The 21,371-nt window shown below is 44.8% G+C and carries 21 protein-coding genes; 3 read left to right on the top strand and 18 right to left on the bottom strand.

Going from position 1 to position 21,371, the window contains the following annotated elements; translation table 11 throughout:
* Positions 1-5 precede the first annotated feature (5 nt).
* The 5 genes from ABZR88_RS13945 to sppA form a co-directional block, all read right to left on the bottom strand.
* On the bottom strand, positions 6-632 hold the full coding sequence (locus ABZR88_RS13945) for a porin family protein (RefSeq protein WP_170113522.1): 627 nt from the start codon (positions 630-632) through the stop codon (positions 6-8).
* A gap of 38 nt (positions 633-670) precedes the next feature.
* Positions 671-1,642 carry a glycosyltransferase family 9 protein gene (locus ABZR88_RS13940; RefSeq protein WP_107826749.1) on the bottom strand — a complete coding sequence of 324 codons (972 nt, stop codon included), beginning with the start codon at positions 1,640-1,642 and terminating at the stop codon, positions 671-673.
* Positions 1,642-2,142 (bottom strand): D-glycero-beta-D-manno-heptose 1-phosphate adenylyltransferase, encoded by a 501-nt coding sequence (gene rfaE2 / locus ABZR88_RS13935; protein ID WP_107826750.1) that lies wholly within the window; start codon positions 2,140-2,142, stop codon positions 1,642-1,644. The genes ABZR88_RS13940 and rfaE2 overlap by 1 nt, the downstream gene beginning before the upstream one ends.
* 15 nt (positions 2,143-2,157) lie before the next feature.
* The gene (locus tag ABZR88_RS13930; RefSeq protein WP_107826751.1) at positions 2,158-3,837 is read right to left on the bottom strand and encodes a DNA polymerase/3'-5' exonuclease PolX; all 1,680 of its coding nucleotides are present in this window, start codon (positions 3,835-3,837) and stop codon (positions 2,158-2,160) included.
* 242 nt (positions 3,838-4,079) lie between these two features.
* Positions 4,080-5,870, bottom strand: coding sequence for a signal peptide peptidase SppA (gene sppA, locus ABZR88_RS13925; RefSeq protein ID WP_107826752.1), 1,791 nt, complete (start codon positions 5,868-5,870; stop codon positions 4,080-4,082).
* An 88-nt stretch (positions 5,871-5,958) separates the two neighbouring features.
* Between sppA and folK the strand changes: the two genes are divergently transcribed.
* Positions 5,959-6,438, top strand: a complete 480-nt coding sequence (gene folK / locus ABZR88_RS13920) for a 2-amino-4-hydroxy-6-hydroxymethyldihydropteridine diphosphokinase (protein ID WP_107827111.1) — start codon at positions 5,959-5,961, stop codon at positions 6,436-6,438.
* Positions 6,439-6,464: 26 nt separating this feature from the next.
* Positions 6,465-6,830, top strand: a complete 366-nt coding sequence (locus ABZR88_RS13915; protein ID WP_107826753.1) for an Hpt domain-containing protein — start codon at positions 6,465-6,467, stop codon at positions 6,828-6,830.
* 327 nt (positions 6,831-7,157) lie between these two features.
* Here ABZR88_RS13915 and purS read toward each other — a convergent pair whose 3' ends face one another.
* From purS to rho, 3 genes are all read right to left on the bottom strand, one after another.
* Entirely contained in the window at positions 7,158-7,412 is a 255-nt protein-coding gene (gene purS / locus ABZR88_RS13910; protein WP_107826754.1) for a phosphoribosylformylglycinamidine synthase subunit PurS, read from the bottom strand.
* Entirely contained in the window at positions 7,393-8,175 is a 783-nt protein-coding gene (gene pssA / locus ABZR88_RS13905; protein ID WP_245916978.1) for a CDP-diacylglycerol--serine O-phosphatidyltransferase, read from the bottom strand. The genes purS and pssA overlap by 20 nt, the downstream gene beginning before the upstream one ends.
* A 116-nt stretch (positions 8,176-8,291) precedes the next feature.
* Positions 8,292-9,932, bottom strand: coding sequence for a transcription termination factor Rho (gene rho / locus ABZR88_RS13900; RefSeq protein ID WP_107826755.1), 1,641 nt, complete (start codon positions 9,930-9,932; stop codon positions 8,292-8,294).
* Between the two features lie 276 nt (positions 9,933-10,208).
* On the opposite strand from rho, the gene pyrF reads away from it, so the two are divergent.
* Entirely contained in the window at positions 10,209-11,042 is an 834-nt protein-coding gene (gene pyrF / locus ABZR88_RS13895) for an orotidine-5'-phosphate decarboxylase (protein WP_107826756.1), read from the top strand.
* A gap of 115 nt (positions 11,043-11,157) precedes the next feature.
* On the opposite strand, the gene ABZR88_RS13890 is transcribed toward pyrF, so the two are convergent.
* The 10 genes from ABZR88_RS13890 to trpS all read right to left on the bottom strand — a co-directional run bounded on the left by ABZR88_RS13890 (position 11,158) and on the right by trpS (position 21,343).
* Positions 11,158-12,537 carry an exonuclease domain-containing protein gene (locus ABZR88_RS13890; RefSeq protein ID WP_107826757.1) on the bottom strand — a complete coding sequence of 460 codons (1,380 nt, stop codon included), beginning with the start codon at positions 12,535-12,537 and terminating at the stop codon, positions 11,158-11,160.
* A gap of 63 nt (positions 12,538-12,600) precedes the next feature.
* Positions 12,601-13,158 carry a hypothetical protein gene (locus ABZR88_RS13885; protein ID WP_107826758.1) on the bottom strand — a complete coding sequence of 186 codons (558 nt, stop codon included), beginning with the start codon at positions 13,156-13,158 and terminating at the stop codon, positions 12,601-12,603.
* Between the two features lie 79 nt (positions 13,159-13,237).
* A complete protein-coding gene (yidC, locus tag ABZR88_RS13880) occupies positions 13,238-15,076 on the bottom strand; it encodes a membrane protein insertase YidC (protein ID WP_107826759.1) in 1,839 nt (612 codons plus the stop codon).
* Positions 15,077-15,094: 18 nt separating this feature from the next.
* A complete protein-coding gene (locus tag ABZR88_RS13875; RefSeq protein WP_107826760.1) occupies positions 15,095-16,705 on the bottom strand; it encodes a CTP synthase in 1,611 nt (536 codons plus the stop codon).
* Between the two features lie 196 nt (positions 16,706-16,901).
* Positions 16,902-17,474: a hypothetical protein gene (locus ABZR88_RS13870; RefSeq protein ID WP_107826761.1), complete on the bottom strand. Its 573-nt coding sequence runs from the start codon at positions 17,472-17,474 to the stop codon at positions 16,902-16,904.
* Positions 17,475-17,517: 43 nt separating this feature from the next.
* Positions 17,518-18,078, bottom strand: a complete 561-nt coding sequence (locus ABZR88_RS13865) for a hypothetical protein (RefSeq protein ID WP_107826762.1) — start codon at positions 18,076-18,078, stop codon at positions 17,518-17,520.
* A gap of 11 nt (positions 18,079-18,089) precedes the next feature.
* Positions 18,090-18,824: a 3-deoxy-manno-octulosonate cytidylyltransferase gene (kdsB, locus tag ABZR88_RS13860; protein ID WP_107826763.1), complete on the bottom strand. Its 735-nt coding sequence runs from the start codon at positions 18,822-18,824 to the stop codon at positions 18,090-18,092.
* Positions 18,821-19,552 (bottom strand): hypothetical protein, encoded by a 732-nt coding sequence (locus ABZR88_RS13855; RefSeq protein WP_107826764.1) that lies wholly within the window; start codon positions 19,550-19,552, stop codon positions 18,821-18,823. The genes kdsB and ABZR88_RS13855 overlap by 4 nt, the downstream gene beginning before the upstream one ends.
* Positions 19,553-19,578: 26 nt before the next feature.
* Positions 19,579-20,193 (bottom strand): deoxynucleoside kinase, encoded by a 615-nt coding sequence (locus tag ABZR88_RS13850; protein ID WP_107826765.1) that lies wholly within the window; start codon positions 20,191-20,193, stop codon positions 19,579-19,581.
* Between the two features lie 154 nt (positions 20,194-20,347).
* Positions 20,348-21,343: a tryptophan--tRNA ligase gene (gene trpS / locus ABZR88_RS13845; RefSeq protein ID WP_107826766.1), complete on the bottom strand. Its 996-nt coding sequence runs from the start codon at positions 21,341-21,343 to the stop codon at positions 20,348-20,350.
* Positions 21,344-21,371: the final 28 nt, after the last annotated feature.

Raw genomic sequence — 21,371 nt, 5'->3', positions numbered from 1 at the left:
CCGATTTAAAACATTAGCCCCAGGCCAACCATGATTGATCTGTTGTAAACACTCTTCACCCCACTGTCTTTCAAGGGTTGCGATGCAATGTTTGTTAAGCCAAAATCGTAGCCAATATTAAATGTGAGATGGTTATTCAATTCCAGACCGGTAATGAGGTTAAGGCCGGCATCATTTTTTCTAAAGTCGTTATCGTTACCAAAGGCGATCTTATCTGAGTTGGTACTGTTAGGCGTTTCATAATCAAATGTGCCACCGTTAGCCATGGCGGTATAGAACCCCGCGCCCACCAGAAATTTGCCTAAAGACGGAACTTTAAACTTGTGCAGCGCATCCACTGTCAGTTCCAGGTAAGTGATATGATTGGTGGTGGTTAATGCGTCTTCAAAATTGGTAACCCCTTTGTTGTTGATGCCCACGCTGGCCTGTAAAAAGTAATTACGCGGAATAGCATACTCGGCAACCAGGCTTGCATTAAAGGTGCGAATAACCTGTGTTGAAAGTAAAGTTGGGCTGGTGGTAGACTGGGTAGATATGCCTCCGCCTATCCTAAAACCGTATTCAAACTTACGCTGCGCATGGGCAATGCTGCAAATAAGCAGAGCGGCCATGCAAAAAGCTAACTTTTTCATTCTTTTTATCTGCATATAAAAATGCAAATTTTAAATGCTTATACAGAACTGTTTATGGTAAAATTTACAACCTTTTGCTCATCAATGTCATTCATGCATTTAAAATGGCCTTGCGGACAGCTTTCCCGGCCAAATTTTGAGCAAGGGCGACAAGGCAAATTTACGCCAGCGGTTAAAGATTGCTTTACTTTATAAGGCTGTACGCCAAGTAGTTCTGGTACAGTACTGCCCCAGATTGATGCGATAGGTTTGTCAAAAGCTTCGGCAATGTGGGTGAGGCCGGTGTCAAAACCAATGATACTTTGTGCTTGCGAAACCAGGAATACCGATTGATCGAGCGTGGTTACACCGCAGGTATTAAAAGCCTGTTGGCCAAGGGCTGCCGCTATTTCATCAGCATTGGCCTTTACATCATTGCCGCCAAGTAATACAATTGGTTTATTTATTTTACGGCAGATGCTAATTACTTTTTCATTAGGCATTCGCTTGGTAAAATGGGTGGCGCCAATAATAAATGCCACAAATTTTTGATGCGATGCCGGTAGCAGATCAGTTAGCTGGTATTGATTTTTGATATAATAATCAATAGGTAGATTATCGTTTTTTACCCCTAAAAACTTTACGGTTTGCAGGTATCTATCTACCAAATGTGTGGGCTTGATTAGCTTAAACCTAAATTTGAGGGTGAGCCATTTGCCAATACGCTCTTTATTGTAGGTTGATGATTTTATGCCCGTGCGCAACTTGATGATTCGTGTGCGCAGGTTGCTGTGCAGGTCAATCAGGTAGTCGTAATGTTCAGCCTGGATCTCTTTTATCGTGTCTGCCAGTTTGGGTTGCAGCAGCAGCAGTTTATCCAGATGCGGATTATTATCGTAAATGTATTTAAAGGCGGGCTTGGTTAAAAAGTGTATTTCGGCATCCGGCAGTTGCTGTTTCAGGCATCGCACCACGGGAGTAGTGTAAATAATATCGCCCATAGAGCTAAAGCGAATAACCAATATCTTCATTAACGCTGTCTTATTTTTTTAATAATAGCGGTTGACGAAAATCCATCAACAAAGCTAATCACCTTTACCTCACCGCCGCTGGCCATTACCTCTTTAGCGCCTACAATAGTATCAATGGTATAATCACCGCCTTTGGCCAAAACATCTGGCATTAGGGTGGTGATGAGGTTGTGTGGCGTATCCTCATCAAAGATGACCACGGCATCAACAAAAAAGAACGCCGCTAAAAGTAAAGCTCTGGCATTTTGGTCGTTAATTGGTCTGTCGTCTCCTTTACCCAGGCGTTTTACCGAGCTGTCTGAGTTGAGGCCAATTACCAATTTATCGCCCTGTGCGGCGGCATCTGCCAGGTAAGTAATGTGACCGGGGTGTATCAGGTCAAAAACGCCATTGGTAAAAACTACCTTCAGGCCTTCTGCCTTCCAGAAATCAACGTTCTGTTGGGTAATCTCCAAACTGTTGATTTTCTCTTGAATGTGTTTTTTGATGGTTTTGTCCATATCGTAAATATCGACTTATCTTTTGGCTTTTTGCTGTTCAAAAAAGTTTTTGATATCAGCCAGCGATTGGGCATTCAGGCAGCGCTCTTTACTCAAACCACCTTTGCGGGCAACCAGCACGCCAAATTGCATATCGTGGAAACCTTCGTTTCGGTGGGCATCCGGGTTGATGGATAGCCACACGCCTTTATCTAGGGCGTACTGGTGCCAGCGCCAATCCAAATCCAAACGTAACGGATTGGAGTTCACTTCAATGACCACATTGTTGGCGGCACAGGCATCAATCACCTTCTTATAGTCAATAGGGTAGCCGGCGCGGCTCAATAGCAATCTGCCGGTAGGGTGCCCCAGCATGGTGGTGTATGGGTTTTCAATGGCTTTGATTAACCGGGCTGTAGCCTTTTCCTCGCTCATTTTAAGGTTGCTGTGTACAGAAGCCACGATGAAATCAAACCTGGCCAAAATCTCATCTGGATAATCTAACGCGCCATCGCCCAAAATGTCAGACTCAATTCCCTTGAAAATATGGAAGTTCTCGAGTTTCTTATTAAGATGGTCAATTTCCTCATGCTGTTGCAGCACACGCTCGATGCTCAACCCCTTGGCATAAACCGCAGTTTTACTGTGATCTGAGATACCCAGATACTCCAGTTTCATCTCATCACGGCAGTACAGGGCCATTTCTTCCAGCGTGTTGACGCCATCGCTCCAGGTGCTGTGGTTGTGCAGCGTACCTTTTAAATCAAAGCGGGTGATTAAATGGGGGAGTGTATTCTGTTCCGCTTTTTCCAGCCAGGCATCGCCCTCGCGAAGTTCAGGTGCAAGGTATTCCAGGCCGGCTTTCTGATAGATAATCTGCTCGCTGGTAGGCGAATCCAGTGGCCCTGCAATGCGCTCTAATATAGCATCAACATGCTGGTCATTACCCGTTTGCAGGAATAGTGTTTTAAAATAATCTGCTTTAGAAACACAGATCAGGTCAATCATTAATCCGCTATCCAGTTCGCCGTTAATGTGGTGATGATCGACATTAATGTTTTTGATGACATCCAGTTGCTGCAAAGCTTGCATGGCGATATCCGGATCGCGACTGCCGATAACAACGCTCAACTCGCTAATCACTTCACAGCCGCGACGATAGTCGCCGGCAAATTCTACCAACGCCCCAGGCAAAGTATCGCGAATGAGCTGGATGACTACCCCGGCCTGATCTTCTATCTGTGCGTATAGAAACTTGCCATTACCAGCCATGCGAAAATCAATGGCCTTAGCAATTTCCTCCTGCGTTTTTAGTCCGAAGCCTTTGGCTTCGATAAGTCGGTTTTCGTTACAGGCATAATACAGCTCACCAATGGTTTCAATGCCTAGTTCATGCCAAATAATGCCAATCTTTTTCGGGCCGATGCCTTTAATATGTAGCATTTCAATTACACCTTCTGGGGTATTATGCCGCAGATCCTGCATTTCGGCAATAGCGCCGGTTTCCAGCAGTTCGGTTATTTTTCCGGCCAGGCTTTTGCCCACGCCGTCAATCTTTTCCATTTCGGCCGTGGTTTTACCGGCAAGTTTAAAAGGCAGTTTATCAACCTTGAAAGCCGCATTGGCAACAGATCGTATTTTGAACTGATTAACCTCATGCAGTTCCATCAGTTGTGAAAACAGGCGAAGCGTACGGGATATGGTTTTATTTTCCATCAGGTATAATTGAGCCGTAAAAGTAGCGCATCTGCACTCAGATTAAAGAAATAACATGATTTTTTGTGCGAGGGTTTTAGCGTGGACGCTAAAAGCTTTTGTTTCGGTCAAGCGTGGACGCTTGACCGGGCTAGTGTTTAAAACAAGAAAGTCGCTCTTTGAGCGACTTTCTTGTTTTTCTTTGCGGCTGGTTCAAGCGTCCTCGCTTGAATCTATAATAGCTGTAAGCGTCCACGCTTACACTACTTAATCACAATCTCAAACGGCATCCTTGCCTGTGGTGTACGTATCATCTGCGTCATGCTTTTTACTTGCTCGTAATAGCGATAGTTTTCACCAAGTTCACTTTTTACGGCGCGGGTTTTCATCTCGGCGCTTAAGCTTGATCCTACTTTATTAAAGAAGCTTTTTTGTTCGGGATAATAAACCAGCTTGTAATCTTTCAACTTGGCTTTTTTTGCAGCTGACTCTACAGCGTCGTTAATATTGCCAAGACGGTCAACCAATCCCAATTTTAACGCTTGGGTGCCGGTCCACACGCGGCCCTGACCAATGCTGTTAATATAAGCTTGTGTTTTATGGCGGCCTTCGGCTACGTGTTTGGTGAAATCATCATAACCACGATTCACCTGATTTTGCAGAATAGCGCGCTCTTCCGGACTAAGCGGGCGGCTTACATCACCCAGATCTGCATATTTGCCGGTTTTTACGCCGTCAAAAGTAACACCCAGCTTGTCGTTAAATAGTTTTTTCATATTGGGCAATATGGCAAAGATGCCGATAGAGCCAGTGATGGTATTGGGCTCGGCAAAGATCGAGTCGGCTGCGCAGGAGATGTAGTAACCGCCTGATGCCGCATAATCGCCCATAGAAATCATGATGGGTTTTACTTTGTGGGTCAGATCAACCTCGCGCCAGATCACGTCTGATGCCAACGAGCTACCGCCAGGTGAATTTACTCTGAAAACCACGGCTTTGACGCGTTTGTCTTCGCGCACCTGACGCAGCGCTTTAGAAATCCGTTCAGAGCCGATGCTGTTGTCGGTGCCCTCGCCACCGTTGATCTCGCCCGAAGCGTAAACCACGGCTATGCGATTGTCTGACGAACTTTTATCGTCGTCACTATCGTCCTTGTCGCCAGATTTGCTCCTGGTATAGTCCTCAATATCAACCGAATGAAGTTTGCCTTGTTTGGCGCCGGCGCGCTGTTTCAGGTCGGCCAGTATTTCGTCTTTATATTTTAGGCCGTCAATCAGTTTGTATTTCTGGGCGTCTTCAGGCTGTTGCACCAGCATGTTGTTGGCCACGTTGTACAATGAGTCTTTATTCAGTTTACGTTGTGCGGCAATGCCTCCTAAGAAATGATCATATAATGAGCCGAGGTAAGAGTTTACCTGCTCGCGGTTGGCATCGCTCATTTTGTCGAGCACAAAAGGCTCAACAGCGCTTTTGTAGGTGCCCACTTTAATTACCTGTGCCTCAATCCCCAGTTTATCTAGTGTGCCTTTCAGGAAGGTGATCTCCTGACTAAAGCCCCGGAATTCGAAGATACCGGTGGGGTTAAGGTAAACCTTATCGGCTACCGAAGCCAGGTAGTAAAAGCCTTGGGTATAAATTTCAGAGTAGGCGATGATGAATTTGCCTGATTTCTTAAAGTCTATCAGTGCATTGCGGATCTCCTCGGTAGTGGCCTGGCCCGAGAGCATGTAGCTTTCGTCAAGGAAAATACCTTTGATCTTATTGTCAGTTTTGGCTTTTTTAATGTCGGCCAGGATGTCGTTCAGACCGATAGATTTGTCGCCGTCCAATCCCAAAAAGTTCAACCCGGCCAGCGGATTGTTTGGGGTACGCTCCGGGATGGCATTTTTGAACGAGATGCGTAGCACCGAGTTGTTTTCAACAGTAACATCTTTATCGTTACCGGCAGCGTTGATCAGGCCACCAATTATAGCGATAGAAATAACCACCAACACCACCGTTACCAAGAACACGCCTAACATGGTGGCCAGCACAAATTTGAAAAATTGTTTCATTAAAAAATATAAACTGTTTAACTATGCAAACTTAATCATTCACGCTCGTAATACCGTTAAGAGCGCGGTCTATAATAATTGTTACAACATGGTTGATGTTTTTTTGCTGCTGGGCAGCAACATGGGCGAGCGGCACGATCTGCTGAAAGAAGCTGCCGGTCACATTGCTCAAACCATTGCGCCCGTACTCAAAGCATCATCAGTTTATGAAACCGGGGCCTGGGGTAAAACCGATGAGCCCGATTATCTGAACCAGGTTTTATTGCTGCAAACCGATATGCCGGCCCGTGATGTACTGAACCGTGTGCTGAGTATAGAACAGCAGATGGGCCGCAAGCGTGAGGTAAAATGGGGCGCCCGTTCTATTGACATTGATATTCTGTTTTATGGTGATGCCATTATGCATGAGCCTGGCTTAACCGTGCCACATCCGCAATTGCATAACCGGCGGTTTACATTGGAGCCGTTGGTTGAAATTGCCCCCAACTTACACCATCCGGTTTTAAACCAAACCATTGTGCAACTCAAAAACAATCTGAACGATTGCTTGGTTGTTAAAAAGTTATAAATTTGATCTAAAATATCCCAAACGTTATGGCTGAACAGGACCTTGACCTTACTTTTCTTTATGAAATTGCCGATGGCAGCAACGAGTTTTTAGTAGACTCGATAGATATGTTCCTTCAGCAAACGCCTGAGCTACTTACCAGCATTACCGATGCCATTGCCGCAGGCGATTGGGCCGCTGCCGGTGGTTTTGCTCACAAACTGAAACCAAACCTGGGTTTCTTCGGTATGCTGCAAAGCCAGTCAACTATACAGGAGGTAGAGTTAGCCTGCAAAACCGGCGGACAAGATCCTGAAACTATCAAAACCAAATTTGCCTGGGTAAAAGAAACCGTTAGCAACAACCTGGTAGAGCTGGCGCGGATTAAAGCTGAGAAAGCAGCGTTGCTGTAGAACGAGTCCGAAAGTCGGGAAGTCGGGAGGACAGGAGGTCTGGAGAGGAGAGATGCCGAATCTCTGAAAATAGAAATGGAGCGATTAAATCTGCTCGCTCCATCGTAATCATTAGATCTTTTAGAATGCTCCGTGCGGAGCAAAATGTCGGTAGCTAGAATGCCGAGCATAGTCAGGTCTAACACATCGGTCAGCTTACGCAATTATAAAAGTATGTCATCTCGACCAAAGGGAGGGATCTTTTCGGAGCGACACATCGGGAAGCATTATCGAAAAGATCCCTCACATTCGTTCGGGATGACATCATTTACGTTAAAAGCTAAAATCTTAAACAGCGTGCAGGGTAAAGCTGTAGCTTTCCATAATCAGGTTAGCCAGTAAGCTTTTGCAGGCTTTGTCCACTTTTTCGCTGGCTTCTGCTTCGGTAGCAGCTTCAACTTGCAGTGATACGTGTTTGCCTATGCGTACGTTTTCAATTTCAGGCAACCCCAGGTTTTTCATACTGCCGGTTACGGCTTTACCTTGTGGGTCTAAGATCTCTTTTTTGGGCATTACGTCAATTTCAGCCTGAAACTTTGTCATTGTCTATCTTGAATTGGATAATTGATAATACGATGTACAGGAAAATAATTACCGGTACGGCCGCAAATTTAAAAAATAGTATCAGAATAGCCGAAAATAGCAGCAATAAATAGCGGTAAATATTTTCCTGAAAATCGGCATTCTTAAATTTAAGCGATAGCAGCGGTAATTCTGCCACCAATAAGGTACACATCACGATGGTAAAAACTGCCAAAATAATGGGGTTGGTGATGTAGTTTGAATAAAAAGTATTATGATGCTCATGAATGAGCGGGAACGACGCGATCAGGATGGCATTTGCCGGTGTTGGCAGGCCAATAAATTTTTCGGCCTGGCGGGTGTCGATATTAAATTTAGCCAAACGCAGGGCAGAGAACACCGGGATCAGGAACGCCACGTAATTTAAATAGGTGCTGATGTGCGGGATCTGGTGCGATTGTTTAAAGAACTCAAACAGAATAACGGCAGGTAATACGCCAAAACTCACCATATCAGCCAGCGAGTCCAGGTCTTTACCTATGCCCGTGGTAGCCTTAAGCACGCGCGATGCGAAACCATCAAAAAAATCAAAAATAGCTGCAAGGAAGATGCAATAAGCACCCAGGTGCATGCTATTTGGTTGATCACTAAGGGTAAGTACAATGCCCACGCAGCCGCTGAATAGATTAGCGCAGGTAATGGCATTGGGGACATGTCGTTGTACACGCTTCCTCATTGACGGCGAAGTTACCAAGAATTTATCAACGTTGGATGAACCGCTCATTAAAAATCAGGCTGTTTTTAAACCAAACGTTATTTTATGAGCAGCATTGTGCCTATTGGGTATAAAAAAGGGAAAGACAGCTAAGCCTTTCCCTTTTGCATTAAATATTATTACGACTAAGAGTTCATTGAAACCAGGAACTCCTCGTTGCTTTTGGTACCACGGATCTGCGTTTGCAGGAACTCCATAGACTCTTGCGAGTTCATATCGGCCAGGTGATTACGCAGAATCCAAACACGCTGCAGGGTATCACGGTCAAGCAGCAAATCGTCTCGGCGGGTACTCGATGCAGTAAGATCGATAGCCGGGAAGATACGTTTGTTTGAAAGCTTGCGGTCCAGCTGTAGCTCCATGTTACCAGTACCTTTAAACTCTTCAAAGATCACCTCATCCATCTTAGATCCGGTTTCGGTCAATGCAGTTGCGATGATGGTTAATGAGCCGCCGTCTTCAATATTACGGGCAGCACCGAAGAAGCGTTTTGGCTTGTGCAACGCGTTGGCATCCACACCACCCGACAAGATTTTGCCTGATGCCGGAGCCACGGTGTTATAAGCGCGGGCCAAACGGGTAATAGAGTCAAGCAGAATCACCACATCATGACCGCACTCTACCATACGTTTAGCTTTCTCAAGCACAATGTTGGCAATCTTTACGTGGCGGTCTGCCGGCTCATCAAAGGTTGATGCGATAACCTCGGCGCGTACGCTGCGGGCCATATCGGTCACCTCTTCAGGGCGCTCATCAATCAGCAGGATGATCAGGTATATTTCAGGGTGGTTTTTAGCAATAGCGTTGGCCACATCCTTCAGCAGCATGGTTTTACCGGTTTTAGGCTGAGCCACAATCAAGCCGCGCTGGCCTTTACCGATAGGGGCAAACAGGTCCATAATACGGGTTGAATGGTTGCTTGGATCAGTAAACAGGTTAATGCGTTCTGAAGGGAACAGCGGTGTCAGGTGGTCAAAAGGCACGCGGTCACGCACTTCGGCCGGGATACGGCCGTTAATGGCTTCCACACGCACCAGCGGGAAGTATTTTTCGCCTTCTTTTGGCGGGCGGATACTGCCGCGCACAGTGTCGCCGGTTTTCAAACCAAATAGTTTGATCTGCGATTGTGATACGTAGATATCATCCGGAGAGGTGAGGTAATTATAGTCAGACGAACGGAGGAAACCGTAACCGTCAGGCATAATTTCCAGAACGCCCTCATTTACAATAACGTTATCAAAGTCAAGATTGATAGCAGGCTCCTGCTGTTTTGACTGTTGCTGCGGCTGATTTTGATTGTTGCGACGCTCAAATTTCTGGCGTGGCTCTGCCGGCGCTTCTACCTGGCGTGCCACTGGCTCGCTGGTTTCAACGGCTTCTTCCTGTGGGGCTGCTGCAACTGCCGGAATTTCATCTTCATCTGCAATAGCTGGCGGCATATCGTCATCTTCTTCCGATATATCAAACAGGTTGGCATCATCCAGGGGAACTTCAGCTTTAGGGGCGGCTGCTTTGCCTTTTACCATGCGGGTACGTTTGCGTGGTTTGTCATCAGCTTCGGCAGGGGCAGGGGTATTTATTTCGGCGTAATTGCTTTGAAGAACAACTTGCTGTGCACGAGCGGCTTCAATAAGTTGTTGCTGTTCTACAATACGGATAATTAGTTGGGGTTTGCGCAATTCATCAGCTTCGGCAACGCCTAAACTTTTGGCTATTTCGCGCAGTTCTGAAACGAGTTTATCGTTCAATTCGTTAGTATCAGACATGTGGTGAATTAATAATTCAAAAGAATCTTTTAAATGGTATGGAGAAATTTTATCTGAAAAATTTGCACAAACAACAACGGCTAACCTTGTTTATTCTGTTAATAAAAACGTGGAATTTAAAATTGTTTCTTTAGTGCAAGAAAAATTTCAAAGGAAATAACGGCACAAGTGTAGTTATTTAATTTTTATTTTCAAATTTTTTAACAAAATATCTAATTACTATAACAGAAGCAGATAATTTTTAGTTTTTTTGAACCGAAAAATATTTCTGTCCCTATGCTTTCCCATCAGCAACTCATTAGCCAGATCAAACAAAAAAAATCATTTTTATGTGTTGGCCTGGACACCGATATTAATAAAATACCTGCATTTCTGCGAGATCATGAAGACCCGATCTTTGAGTTTAACAAACGTATTATAGATGCCACTGCCGATTTGTGCGTGGCCTATAAACCAAACTCGGCCTTTTATGAGGCCTATGGTATTAAAGGCCTGCAAAGTTTAATAAACACCTGCAATTACCTGCCAAAGGATACGCTTAATATTATAGACGCAAAACGCGGCGACATTGGCAATACGTCCGACAAATACGCCCGCACTTTCTTCGATAAAGCATCATCAGGTATGGACTTCGATGCCATTACCGTTACACCTTATATGGGTAATGACAGCGTTACGCCTTACCTGGCTTACGAGGGTAAGTGGGTAATTATCCTGGCGCTCACCTCGTCGGTTGGTAGTAAAGATTTTCAATACCTGGATACCAATGATGGTCACTTGTACGAAGCGGTTATTAAAAAAGCCAACACCTGGGCAGGTGCCGACCGTTTGATGTTTGTGGTTGGTGCAACTAAAAGCACCGAGTTCACCAACATCCGTCAGTACGCTCCGGATAACTTCCTGTTAGTGCCGGGAGTGGGCGCACAAGGTGGCAGCCTGGAAGAAGTATGCAAATACGGTATGAATAAAGACTGCGGTTTGCTGGTTAATGCCTCTCGCTCAATTATCTATGCCAGTAACGGTGAAGACTTTGCCGAAGCTGCCCGTGCCGAAGCCCTGAAGCTGCAACAACAGATGGCGGAAGAGCTGGAGAAAGCGGGAGTTATTTAGTATCTAGTAAGAATCAAGAATATAGAGTCAAGAGCCAGGAATATCGATTTCTTGGCTCTTTTGTTTTTTTTTAATGCTTTGTATCTGCCTTAAACTTCGTAAGTCTGATTATAGATCAAACTAACACCTCGGTCCTAAAATTCACAATCTTGAATGGATGTCTTTCGGCATGCGTCAACACCATGTTGAGGATGTATCCGTTATCAAAGTGGGGTTTCAGGTGCGATTTCAGATCATCCAGATTGTCAATCTCTGCATCATGAGGAATATAGCCCATGCCAAAAAAACGACCATTTTCTATCAGCAGACAGCTGTGTTCTTCATACGTGCGACCACGATCACGGATAGCTATGGTAGGTAGCTGGGCTTTGAAATTACGCAGCGCATCGCCAACGCGCTGGGCGTAGCGATCTGCTGTTTCATGGCCACCACAGGCGCAGTTCTCGCCGTGTTTGCCGTTGCAGGTTTCGTTATTTTTTTGGATGAAGCACAGTTTAGGACAAAGCTCAAACTCTTCTACCAACTGATTAAGCAGGTTATAGCCTTCGGTTAGCGACCGGCAGGTATAAACCGTTTGGCTATGCTTGCGCTGTTTATCAACCGCCAAACGAATGTAGCCGCGCTGATCTTCAAACGCATATATGCCAAACGTTTGTTCAAAGCGTTTAAGCGAGCGATTGTAAGCTGGCCACAAACGTTTAATTTCTACGGCTTCCAAAGCAAAAGCCATCAGCTCGGTACCACACTCCTGATAGGTGATATGAAAAATGTTGCGCAGAAACTCCTGACGCTGCCGGTTAGGGTTATTCCCGCTGAAATGACTGAGTACACGCTTACGGATATTTACCGCCTTGCCTACGTAAATTACCTTCCCTTTCTGATCGTGAAAGTAATAGACGCCAGGTACCAAGGGTAGTTGGTCTACATCAGCCTTTGGGAGATTGGCCGGCAGTTGTTGTTCTTTAGAGCGTTGCTTTAAAGCACTTTTAATATGATTTCCGGTGTCGCTTCCTAACAGTAAAGAGAAAAGTTTAGCAGTAGCCGCAGCATCGCCCATGGCGCGGTGCCGGCCCTCGTTATCAATGCCTAAATGCCGACAGAGTTTGCCCAGGCTGTAAGAGGGCATGCCCGGTAAAATCTTCCTGCCCAGACGTACCGTACATAGCTTGTTGCAGTTCAGCTCAAAACCCGCATCGGCCAGGTGATGACGTACAAACGAGTAATCAAAGTTGACGTTGTGAGCAACAAAGATCTTGTCTTTCAGCAGTTCATGTACGCGCGCGGCTACTTGTCTAAAAGGTGGGGCAGTAGACACCATTTCATTATCAATCCCCGTTAATGCCTGGATAAATACAGGGATCTCCCGACCGGGATTAATCAACGATTCGAAACGCTCTACAACTTCCACTCCATTGTGGATGCAAATGGCAATTTCGGTAATACCGTTTGCGCTGGCGTGGCTGCCCGTAGTTTCAATATCGACAATGGCGTACATTGCTAACAAAGTTAGTGAAATAGTCAGAAAGTCCGCAAGTCGGGAAGTCAGAAAGTTGAAATGTTACAATGAGATTTCTTTACCGTCTGCATTTAGACAGTATTTAAAGCCCTGCCAGTCTGTAAGCAGAATTTGGTCCCCGTCAATTTCAAATGCCGGGCTTTCGTCAAGAGTTACGAAAATATCTCTTGCGCTAAATCCCCATTTTATGGTGCCGTCAGATGTAATTCTGGAGATACTTGTTTCACCCCAGATTAATATATCGCCTTTAAAATCGTGTATTTCAAAGCAAGTGGCAAATTCAGGTTCGAGTCGCCATATCAAACTTAACGTAGGGATTTGTAAAGCATAAATCTGATTAGAGCAAGTTATAAAGAGTACATCTTCCTTGATCAAATAAGAGTGGGGGTTAAGTTGTGTAGCGCCTCCTGATTCTAGAATAACAGCATTTGCTATTTCTTTCTTGTCTTTGAAAATACTTATGCCATATATTGTTGATGCTTCATACTCAGGAGAACTTTGATAACTACGCGTATAATTCTTTAGATTGCCCTTTGATAAAGGCGCATCGTTATACTCTTGAGTAAGTAGAATAGAATAATCCTTATAGTTAAAAGTCATCGAACTAAGATAAGAAGAAACAAAAAAGGCCGCCAATGGGCAGCCTTTAAATATCAAGTGAGAAAAACTAATTTTTAAATTATTTTTTTCCCTTTGCTTGTTGCGCTTGTTGTTGCTGGCGCATCATCTCTTCCATACGGGCCTGGAAACCTGATTTCTTCTTTTTTGTGGCGTCTTCTGGTTTCTTTTTGTTTTCCTGGATCTGCGCGTGGATCTTTTTGTCATCCACCATCTGGCGAATCAGGAACTGCTGCAGGAAGGTGAACATGTTGGCCAGGAAGTAGTAATAGTTCAAACCTGCCGGATAGCCGTTCAGTGCACCCAGGAAGATGATTGGCGTAACGTAACCAATATATTTCATCTGACCGGTAGCGCCCGAGATTTGGTTGTTAAAGTAAGTATAGATCAGGGTTGAGATGGTCATCAGCAAACACATCAAGCTGATGTGATCGCCCAGGAATGGCAGGCTGGTGCCAAATTTAATTACCGAGTCATAAGTTGATAAATCGTGCATCCACAAGAAGCTTTGTCCGCGCAGCTCAAATAAGCTTGGGAAGAAGCGGAAGAACGCAATAACAATAGGCATTTGCAGCAACATTGGCAAACAGCCGCCCAGCGGATTTACACCGGCTTTTTTGTACAACTTCATGTACTCCTGTTGTAACAGGGTAGGGTTGTCTTCGCCAACTTTAGCTTTAATCTCGTCCATCTCCGGCTTCAGCACACGCATTTTAGCCATAGACAGGTATGATTTATAGGTTAACGGCGACAGTACCAGTTTCAGAATCACTGTTAGCGCCAGGATAATTAAACCGTAGTTCCAGTTAAAGCTGGATAGTACGTTAAATACCGGCAGCGTAGCAAAGCGGTTGATGTATTTTAATGGACCCCAACCTAAGTCAACCTGTTTTTCCAGGTCATAACCTTGTGCCTGCAGGGTTTTAAAACGGTTAGGGCCGAAGTAAAACTCCATCGGAACGGCGCCAGAATTATCCTTGTTCAGCGTTACGCTGGCAGTCATGGATTTTACGTTGGCTGTATCATTAGGGTTGATAGCTACCGATAAGTTGGCATTGCTCATGCCCGCTTTAGAGATCAGCACGTTAGAGAAAAAGTGCTGTTTGAACGAGAACCACTGCAGCTTTTTATCGTTGATGGTTTTGTTATCATCTTTACCAACGCTCAGGTAGTCAACATCGTTATCGCTATTTTTAAAATAAACGGTAGAGTATTGACGCTCCAGCTTCATGTCCTTCTCCTGTTTGCGCAGGGTAGCTGTCCATTGCAGGTTAACCGAGTTGGTGCTGGCAACAACGTCGTCAAGGCCGGTTGGTTTAATGCTCAGTTCCAGTTTGTTGCCTTCGCCTTTCAATGAGTATATATAATCAATATACTGTGTTGGGCTGTAGCTTAAACGCATGGTCAGGCTGCTGCTGTCTTTACCGTTAACCGTTAGGCTTGGTGCGCTTGGGGTAAAGTACAGTTTGTCTGTATTGATGCTTTTGCCAGCAGCGTTCAGGTTAAGACCGAAGTGGTTGCTGCTGCCATCAAACAAGATCAGCGGTTTTTTGTCGAAGGTTTTGTAGTTTTTCAGTTCAACCGAATAAACTTTACCGCCGCGGGTGCTCAGTTTAACACGCAGGTCAGCATTTTCTAAAGTAACCAGTTGCTCTGAACCCATGGTTGCAGCACCAAAAGGACTTTTTAATACAGCCGAGTCTATCACAGGTTTTTCGCCCGGAGCAACTTTAACTGCCAGTTTAGCCTGTTTTAAAGAATCGATACGGTTAAGCGAATCGATTGTGTGTTGCTTGTGTTGTTTTGCAAGTTCCTCTTTGTTGGTATGGTTCATCCAGAATGAAAAACCAACGAGGATAACCAGAATCATGAAAAATCCGGTATAAGTATTTTTATCCATTATCTATTTATCGTACAATTAATTCTTGCGGCTATAGGCCAGCGAAGCGGCGACAAAGTTAACAAAAAGTGGGTGAGGATTAGCAACAGTTGATTTTAATTCAGGATGGAACTGTGCACCGATAAAATAAGGGTGGTTTTTCAGTTCGATCACCTCAACCAGATTGTTCTCCGGATTAATGCCCGACATAACCAGACCGGCGTCCTCGTAAGCCTTAAAGTACTCATTATTAAACTCGTAACGATGGCGGTGACGCTCGCTGATGTGGGTTTTTCCGTAGGCGTGATGAGCTTTGGTGCCTTTCTTCAGATCGCACGGATAAGCGCCCAAACGCATGGTTCCGCCCATGTTGGTCACGTTTTTCTGATCTTCCATGATCGAGATAACCGGGTTTGGAGTTTCCGGGTTCATCTCGGTGCTGTTGGCATCAGGCAAATTCAATACGTTGCGGCCGTATTCAACAACTGCGCATTGCATACCTAAACAGATACCGAAGAACGGAATATTGTTCTCGCGCACATAGCGGATAGCTTCAATTTTGCCTTCAAAACCACGCTCGCCAAAGCCTGGAGCAACCAGTACGCCATGCAGGCCACGTAGTTTTTCAACCGCGTTCTCGGTAGTTAACTGGCCAGATTGGATGGTGATTACTTTTACCTTGCACTCGTTTTTAGCGCCGGCGTGTATAAATGCCTCGATGATTGATTTATAAGCGTCAGGCAGTTCTACATATTTACCTACCAGGCCTATACGAACTTCGGCTGTTGGGTTTTTGAGGCGACCAAGGAAGTCTTTCCAGCTTTCCAGGTTTGGCTCGTTTTTGGTTGGCAGTTTTAATTTGGCCAATACGGTTTTGTCCAACTGCTCACGCAGCATCAGCAGCGGAACGTCATAAATGGTTGGCGCATCGATAGACTCGATTACCGCATTGATATTTACGTTACAGAACAGAGCGATTTTTTTACGCAGCTCCTGGTTAACGTGGTGCTCGGTACGACAAACCAGAATATCAGGTTGAATACCATACTCCAGCAGCATTTTTACCGAGTGCTGGGTTGGTTTCGTTTTCAACTCGCCCGCGGCGGCCAGGAAAGGAATAAGCGTAAGGTGAATTACCAGCGAGTTGCTGCTGCCTTCTTCCCAGCGGAACTGGCGAACGGCTTCCACAAACGGCAGCGACTCGATATCGCCCACGGTACCACCAATCTCGGTGATCACGATGTCATACTCGCCGTTTTCGCCCAGCAGGCGTACGTTGCGTTTAATCTCATCGGTAATGTGGGGTACTACTTGTACGGTTTTACCCAAAAATGCTCCTTCGCGCTCGCGGTTAATTACATTTTGATAAATGCGACCGGTAGTAATGTTGTTGGCCTGTGATGTAGGCACATTCAAAAAGCGCTCATAGTGGCCCAGGTCCAAATCGGTTTCGGCGCCGTCCTCGGTCACATAGCACTCGCCATGCTCGTAAGGGTTCAGCGTTCCCGGGTCAATATTAATGTAAGGATCGAATTTTTGGATAGTTACGCGGTAGCCACGCGCCTGGAGAAGTTTGGCCAGTGAGGCCGATATAATACCTTTTCCTAACGACGAGGTTACGCCGCCCGTAACAAAGATGTATTTGGTCATAAATTTCGTTTGTGTACGGGATACAAAAGTAGGAAAAAATGGCGGATTTGGCCGGGTGAATTTTAAATGTGGAAAAGTGACTGATTGTTAGCTTGATAAGGGGTATTAACATGGGTTTAGCAAAACAAAAATGGCGGTATACCTAATTGTATTCCGCCGTTTTTCTGAATTCTATGATGTTTTTTGTTGGGAAGGATCAATCCATTTTCTCGCCGGTATTATACCAATGCACCAGTTTTTGAATCTGATTAAAGCTGAAACTTTTTTGGGAAATGAACGCCTCATAAATTTCATGCTTCTCCCGCAATAGTTCGGCAAAATCATGCATGCGCTCTTCTCTTGATTTACTACCTATAGACAAAGCGCTGGTTTTGAGTGGTTCTGCCTGGTTAGAGCTTTTTTGGCTCCAAAACCAGTTTCTGGTGCTGGTAGATACACCGGTGCCTGCATTGTAGTAAGTGTTTACATCCTCATATAAGGTAATTGGGCCATCTTCAATTACTACCATAAATGTTGGTCTTTTGCTGTTGCCGGTGTATACGGCACGCACCATAGTATGCTCTTTTGACTGATAATAGGCTGCTACATCACTGGTGGTAATCTTGTCAGAGAAGTCGCCTATGGTGTACCTGGGGCCGCCAAGAAACGGTTTGGTGATCTTGCATTTTACGGTGTCGCCGTGGGTGTTAACTATGTAATCGTTTTGCTGCGCGTGCACAGCTATAGCCGTTGCAAAAAGCAAGGCTAGCGATAGGGTTAAGGTTTTCATAGATGATAGTGGTTTTTTTTGTGCCGCTGTTTGGCTTTATCTATCAGTTTTTTTCACCGGTATTATACCAATGCACCAGTTTTTGGATCTGTTTAAAGCTGAATTTATCTTCGGTAATGTAGGCGTCGTAAATTTCTTTCTTGTCTTTCAGCATATCTGCAAGCGTGTCTTTAAGGTCTTTTTCTGATTTGCCGATGATTGCCCCGCTGGTTTTGATCAGGTCTGCCTGATCGGAGTCTTTGCTTATGAACCAAACGGTTACAGAACTTCCAGAGATGCCGTTGTAATTGGTGGCCACTGCCTCATAAAGACTGATGGAACCATTCTCCAACACGGTTAAGAATTCAGGTTCAGTTTTATTTTCTACGTATACTGCGCGGCGGCGTATTTTTTTGCCGATGCAGTAGTACTCACTAACTGTTTCTGTAGTGACAGTAGCACTCTGCCCGTCGGCTGTAGTGTATTTTATTTTGCTTAGCAACGGATTGCTAATATTGCACCAGATGGTATCTCCTTTGGTATTGATGATATAATCTTTTTTCTGGGCATGAACGTTAAATGCCGCAAGTAGTAACAATGTGATTGGTAAGGCTTTGGGTTTCATTGTGAAAGGTTTTATCGGTGTTTCTTCAATCTATCCAGATCAGCCGGAATGTCTACTGCAAAGGTTTCCAGATCGGTTTCGGCTACTTTGATGCGATAGCCGTTCTCTATCCAGCGTAGCTGTTCCAGGCTTTCGGCTTTTTCTAATGATGATACCGGTAACTTAGTAATTTGCTGTAATACATCGCTTTTATAGCCGTAAATACCAATGTGTTTGTAATAAGTATTGTGGTAAAGCCAATGCTGCGGCTCCTGCCCGCGCACATGCGGAATTGGCGAACGCGAAAAGTAAATAGCCTCCCAGTTTTTATTGATGATCACCTTTGGGGTGGCAAAGTTGTACAATTCTTCTGTAGTGTCAATTTGTTTGATGAGCGTGGCCAGTTGTGTGCCTGGTTCTGCAAAGCAGGCGGTAAGCTTGCTGATCTGTTCTGGGTCGATATAGGGTTCATCGCCCTGAATATTAATCACCACCTCATACTCCGGGTGCTGTGCGGCTACCTCGGCACAACGGTCGGTACCGCTGGGGTGCTGGTCTGAGGTCATCACCACCTTGCCGCCAAAGCTCAGCACGTGGTCATAAATGCGCTGATCATCCGTGGCTACAAATACATCAGCCAGAGTGCTGCACTTTTTTGCCTGCTCATACACACGTTGGATCATAGTTTTACCATCAATATCAACCAGTGGTTTGCCGGGGAAACGTGTTGATGCATAGCGTGCGGGGATGATGCCGAGTATTTTCATTTCTTAAATTTTATGGTTTTAAAGGCTTGTAAAGCCAAAGCTTGGTTTTGAGCCGAGAGATTAATGCCCCCCATTTGGAAATTAAAATCAGATGAACGACCATGGATATAAATACCTGTCATGCCCTTGCCGGTAACCTTCGGCCAAATGGTTTTGTACACATAAAGTGCGTCGCTATCCAATTGAATGTGGTGCGCTTTTATTTCGTTGGGAATAGTTATGGGGATAAATATAGTGCTATCGCGATAAGTTGCATCTGCAATATAATCAGCGTCAGGGAACTGCTTGTGTTGTACAAATGTGGGACGATGAATTACTTTTTTTGCCTGATATTGAGGGTAGCCTTCAACTTTTACTAATGAGGTATCTGTTATTCCTCGCTTTTTCATTTCATCAGCCCTTACGCCTTTTATAGTAACAGGTGAGTTATTGGTATAAATAACATCATCCTTCATGAAGTAGCGATCATCCCACCAGCGCTCTCCAGCTAAGTACTCTTGCTCTGTTTGCAAAAGATGATTAGCAAATCCATGATAACTACAGTCAAAATTCAAACTAACATTAGGCCCATTAATTTCACCCGCGAATGAGTCAAACGTTTGTAAGGGTTTAAATACCCATTCTTTAGGTACGTTAATCGTAAACCGGCCAATATCTAACTGATGGGTATCGGATTGGCAAGCACAAAGTGCTAAAGCAATAAATATGATGAAATACTTTTTCATCATTTATTAATTATGATTTAGATGTCGTACTAAAACAGCCCGTTAATCTCGCGTTCCACCATCTGGATAATGTTACCCAGATCTTCGGGGTTATTGGCAAAATCAAGATTGTCTTTATCCAGAACCAGCAGTTTACCCAGGTTGTAGCCTTTTATCCATTTGTCATACTTCTCGTTTAGTTTTGAGAGATAGTCAATGCGGATGCCAATTTCGTACTCGCGGCCACGGCGCTGAATGTTGTTCACCAGCGTAGGTACCGATGCTTTAAGGTAGATTAACAGATCGGGCGGTTTGATGAACGAGGTGATGTTATCAAAAATGGCGCGATAATTTTCATAATCGCGACTGGTCATCAGGCCCATATCGTGCAGGTTTTCTGCAAAAATGAAGGCATCCTCATAAATGGTACGATCCTGCAAAATATTGCGGTTGCCTTTCTGAATGTCAACAATCTGCTGGAAACGGCTATTGAGGAAATAGATCTGCAGGTTAAAACTCCAGCGTTTCATGTCGCTGTAAAAATCTTCCAGGTAGGGGTTGTTATCTACCGCCTCATAAAGCGGTTCCCATCCATAATTTTTTGCCAGCAGCTCGGTCAAAGTAGTTTTGCCGGCGCCTATATTTCCTACAATAGCTATGTGCATCCGTTAGAGTTTTGTCTGATTTTCTAAATTAGAAAATCGGAACTAAGATTAAACGAATTTTTAAGATTTTCAGGATTTTTTCTAAAATCGACCCTTAAAATCAATCGTCTAATCAAATCCTGTAAATCTTAAAAATTCGTTTAATCCTGGTTCATTAGAATTTCCTAAACCCAATAATCTCCCGCACATCATTAATTGTTCTGCGGGCGCTCTCACGGGCCTTATCAGCACCCTGACGGGCTACACGGCGCAGGTACTCAGTATCGGCAGCTATATCGTTAATACGGTCGCGGATAGGAGTGGTAGCGATGATCATATCTTCGGCCAGTTGCTTTTTCAGATCACCGTAACGGATCTGCATTTTGTTGTACAGATCGTTAAAATGGTCGTGCGTATCCTGGGTTGATACTACTTTCATCAGGTCAAACAGGTTCTGAATTTCAACCGGTTTTTCCTGGTTCTCTATGGTCGGGCCGCCATCGGTAACGGCACGCATTACTTTTTTGCGAATCACTTCAGGTGGGTCTGACAGGTATACGGCATTGGCCTCGCCTTCAGATTTGCCCATTTTGCCCTTGCCATCCAATCCGGGGATTTTTACCAGGCTCTCGCCAAAGCTAAAGGCATAAGGCTCAGGGAAGTATTCGTTATTGTATAAACGGTTAAAACGGTTGCCAAAAGTGCGGGCCATTTCCAGGTGTTGTTCCTGATCTTTACCCACAGGCACTTTGGTAGCTTTATGGATAATGATATCTGCAGCCATCAGTACCGGGTAGGTAAGCAGGCCGGCGTTAACGTTATCCGGATTGGCGCGCACTTTGTCTTTAAAAGAGGTAGCACGTTCCAGCTCGCCCAGATAGGCGTTCATGTTAAGGTACAGGTATAGCTCAGCAATTTCGGTTACATCGCTCTGGATGTAAATGGTAGCTTGCTCTGGATCAATCCCGGCAGCCAGGTACTCTACCAGCACCTGTTTTACGTTGCCGTGCAGATCGCCAGGGGTAGGGTGCGTGGTGAGCGAGTGCAGATCGGCTATAAAAAAGTAGCAATTATACTCGTGCTGCATCTTTACGAAGTTCTGAATTGCTCCGTAATAATTCCCTAAATGTAATTTACCGGTAGACCGGATACCACTAACAACAGTTTCCATAATGGAGGCGAAAGTAAGTAATTTTTAT

The sequence above is a fragment of the Mucilaginibacter yixingensis genome (assembly GCF_041080815.1).
GTDB lineage: Bacteria > Bacteroidota > Bacteroidia > Sphingobacteriales > Sphingobacteriaceae > Mucilaginibacter > Mucilaginibacter yixingensis.
The sequence above is the reverse complement of the archived record's forward strand: the minus strand, read 5'-3'. Positions and strand labels throughout refer to the sequence as shown.

Bases quoted from the DNA above. Each gene is read 5' to 3' on its own strand.
- ABZR88_RS13945 (WP_170113522.1), bottom strand. From the start codon at position 632: ATGAAAAAGTTAGCTTTTTGCATGGCCGCTCTGCTTATTTGCAGCATT.
- ABZR88_RS13940 (WP_107826749.1), bottom strand. From the start codon at position 1,642: ATGAAGATATTGGTTATTCGCTTTAGCTCTATGGGCGATATTATTTAC.
- rfaE2 (WP_107826750.1), bottom strand. From the start codon at position 2,142: ATGGACAAAACCATCAAAAAACACATTCAAGAGAAAATCAACAGTTTG.
- ABZR88_RS13930 (WP_107826751.1), bottom strand. From the start codon at position 3,837: ATGGAAAATAAAACCATATCCCGTACGCTTCGCCTGTTTTCACAACTG.
- sppA (WP_107826752.1), bottom strand. From the start codon at position 5,870: ATGAAACAATTTTTCAAATTTGTGCTGGCCACCATGTTAGGCGTGTTC.
- folK (WP_107827111.1), top strand. From the start codon at position 5,959: ATGGTTGATGTTTTTTTGCTGCTGGGCAGCAACATGGGCGAGCGGCAC.
- ABZR88_RS13915 (WP_107826753.1), top strand. From the start codon at position 6,465: ATGGCTGAACAGGACCTTGACCTTACTTTTCTTTATGAAATTGCCGAT.
- purS (WP_107826754.1), bottom strand. From the start codon at position 7,412: ATGACAAAGTTTCAGGCTGAAATTGACGTAATGCCCAAAAAAGAGATC.
- pssA (WP_245916978.1), bottom strand. From the start codon at position 8,175: ATGAGCGGTTCATCCAACGTTGATAAATTCTTGGTAACTTCGCCGTCA.
- rho (WP_107826755.1), bottom strand. From the start codon at position 9,932: ATGTCTGATACTAACGAATTGAACGATAAACTCGTTTCAGAACTGCGC.
- pyrF (WP_107826756.1), top strand. From the start codon at position 10,209: ATGCTTTCCCATCAGCAACTCATTAGCCAGATCAAACAAAAAAAATCA.
- ABZR88_RS13890 (WP_107826757.1), bottom strand. From the start codon at position 12,537: ATGTACGCCATTGTCGATATTGAAACTACGGGCAGCCACGCCAGCGCA.
- ABZR88_RS13885 (WP_107826758.1), bottom strand. From the start codon at position 13,158: ATGACTTTTAACTATAAGGATTATTCTATTCTACTTACTCAAGAGTAT.
- yidC (WP_107826759.1), bottom strand. From the start codon at position 15,076: ATGGATAAAAATACTTATACCGGATTTTTCATGATTCTGGTTATCCTC.
- ABZR88_RS13875 (WP_107826760.1), bottom strand. From the start codon at position 16,705: ATGACCAAATACATCTTTGTTACGGGCGGCGTAACCTCGTCGTTAGGA.
- ABZR88_RS13870 (WP_107826761.1), bottom strand. From the start codon at position 17,474: ATGAAAACCTTAACCCTATCGCTAGCCTTGCTTTTTGCAACGGCTATA.
- ABZR88_RS13865 (WP_107826762.1), bottom strand. From the start codon at position 18,078: ATGAAACCCAAAGCCTTACCAATCACATTGTTACTACTTGCGGCATTT.
- kdsB (WP_107826763.1), bottom strand. From the start codon at position 18,824: ATGAAAATACTCGGCATCATCCCCGCACGCTATGCATCAACACGTTTC.
- ABZR88_RS13855 (WP_107826764.1), bottom strand. From the start codon at position 19,552: ATGATGAAAAAGTATTTCATCATATTTATTGCTTTAGCACTTTGTGCT.
- ABZR88_RS13850 (WP_107826765.1), bottom strand. From the start codon at position 20,193: ATGCACATAGCTATTGTAGGAAATATAGGCGCCGGCAAAACTACTTTG.
- trpS (WP_107826766.1), bottom strand. From the start codon at position 21,343: ATGGAAACTGTTGTTAGTGGTATCCGGTCTACCGGTAAATTACATTTA.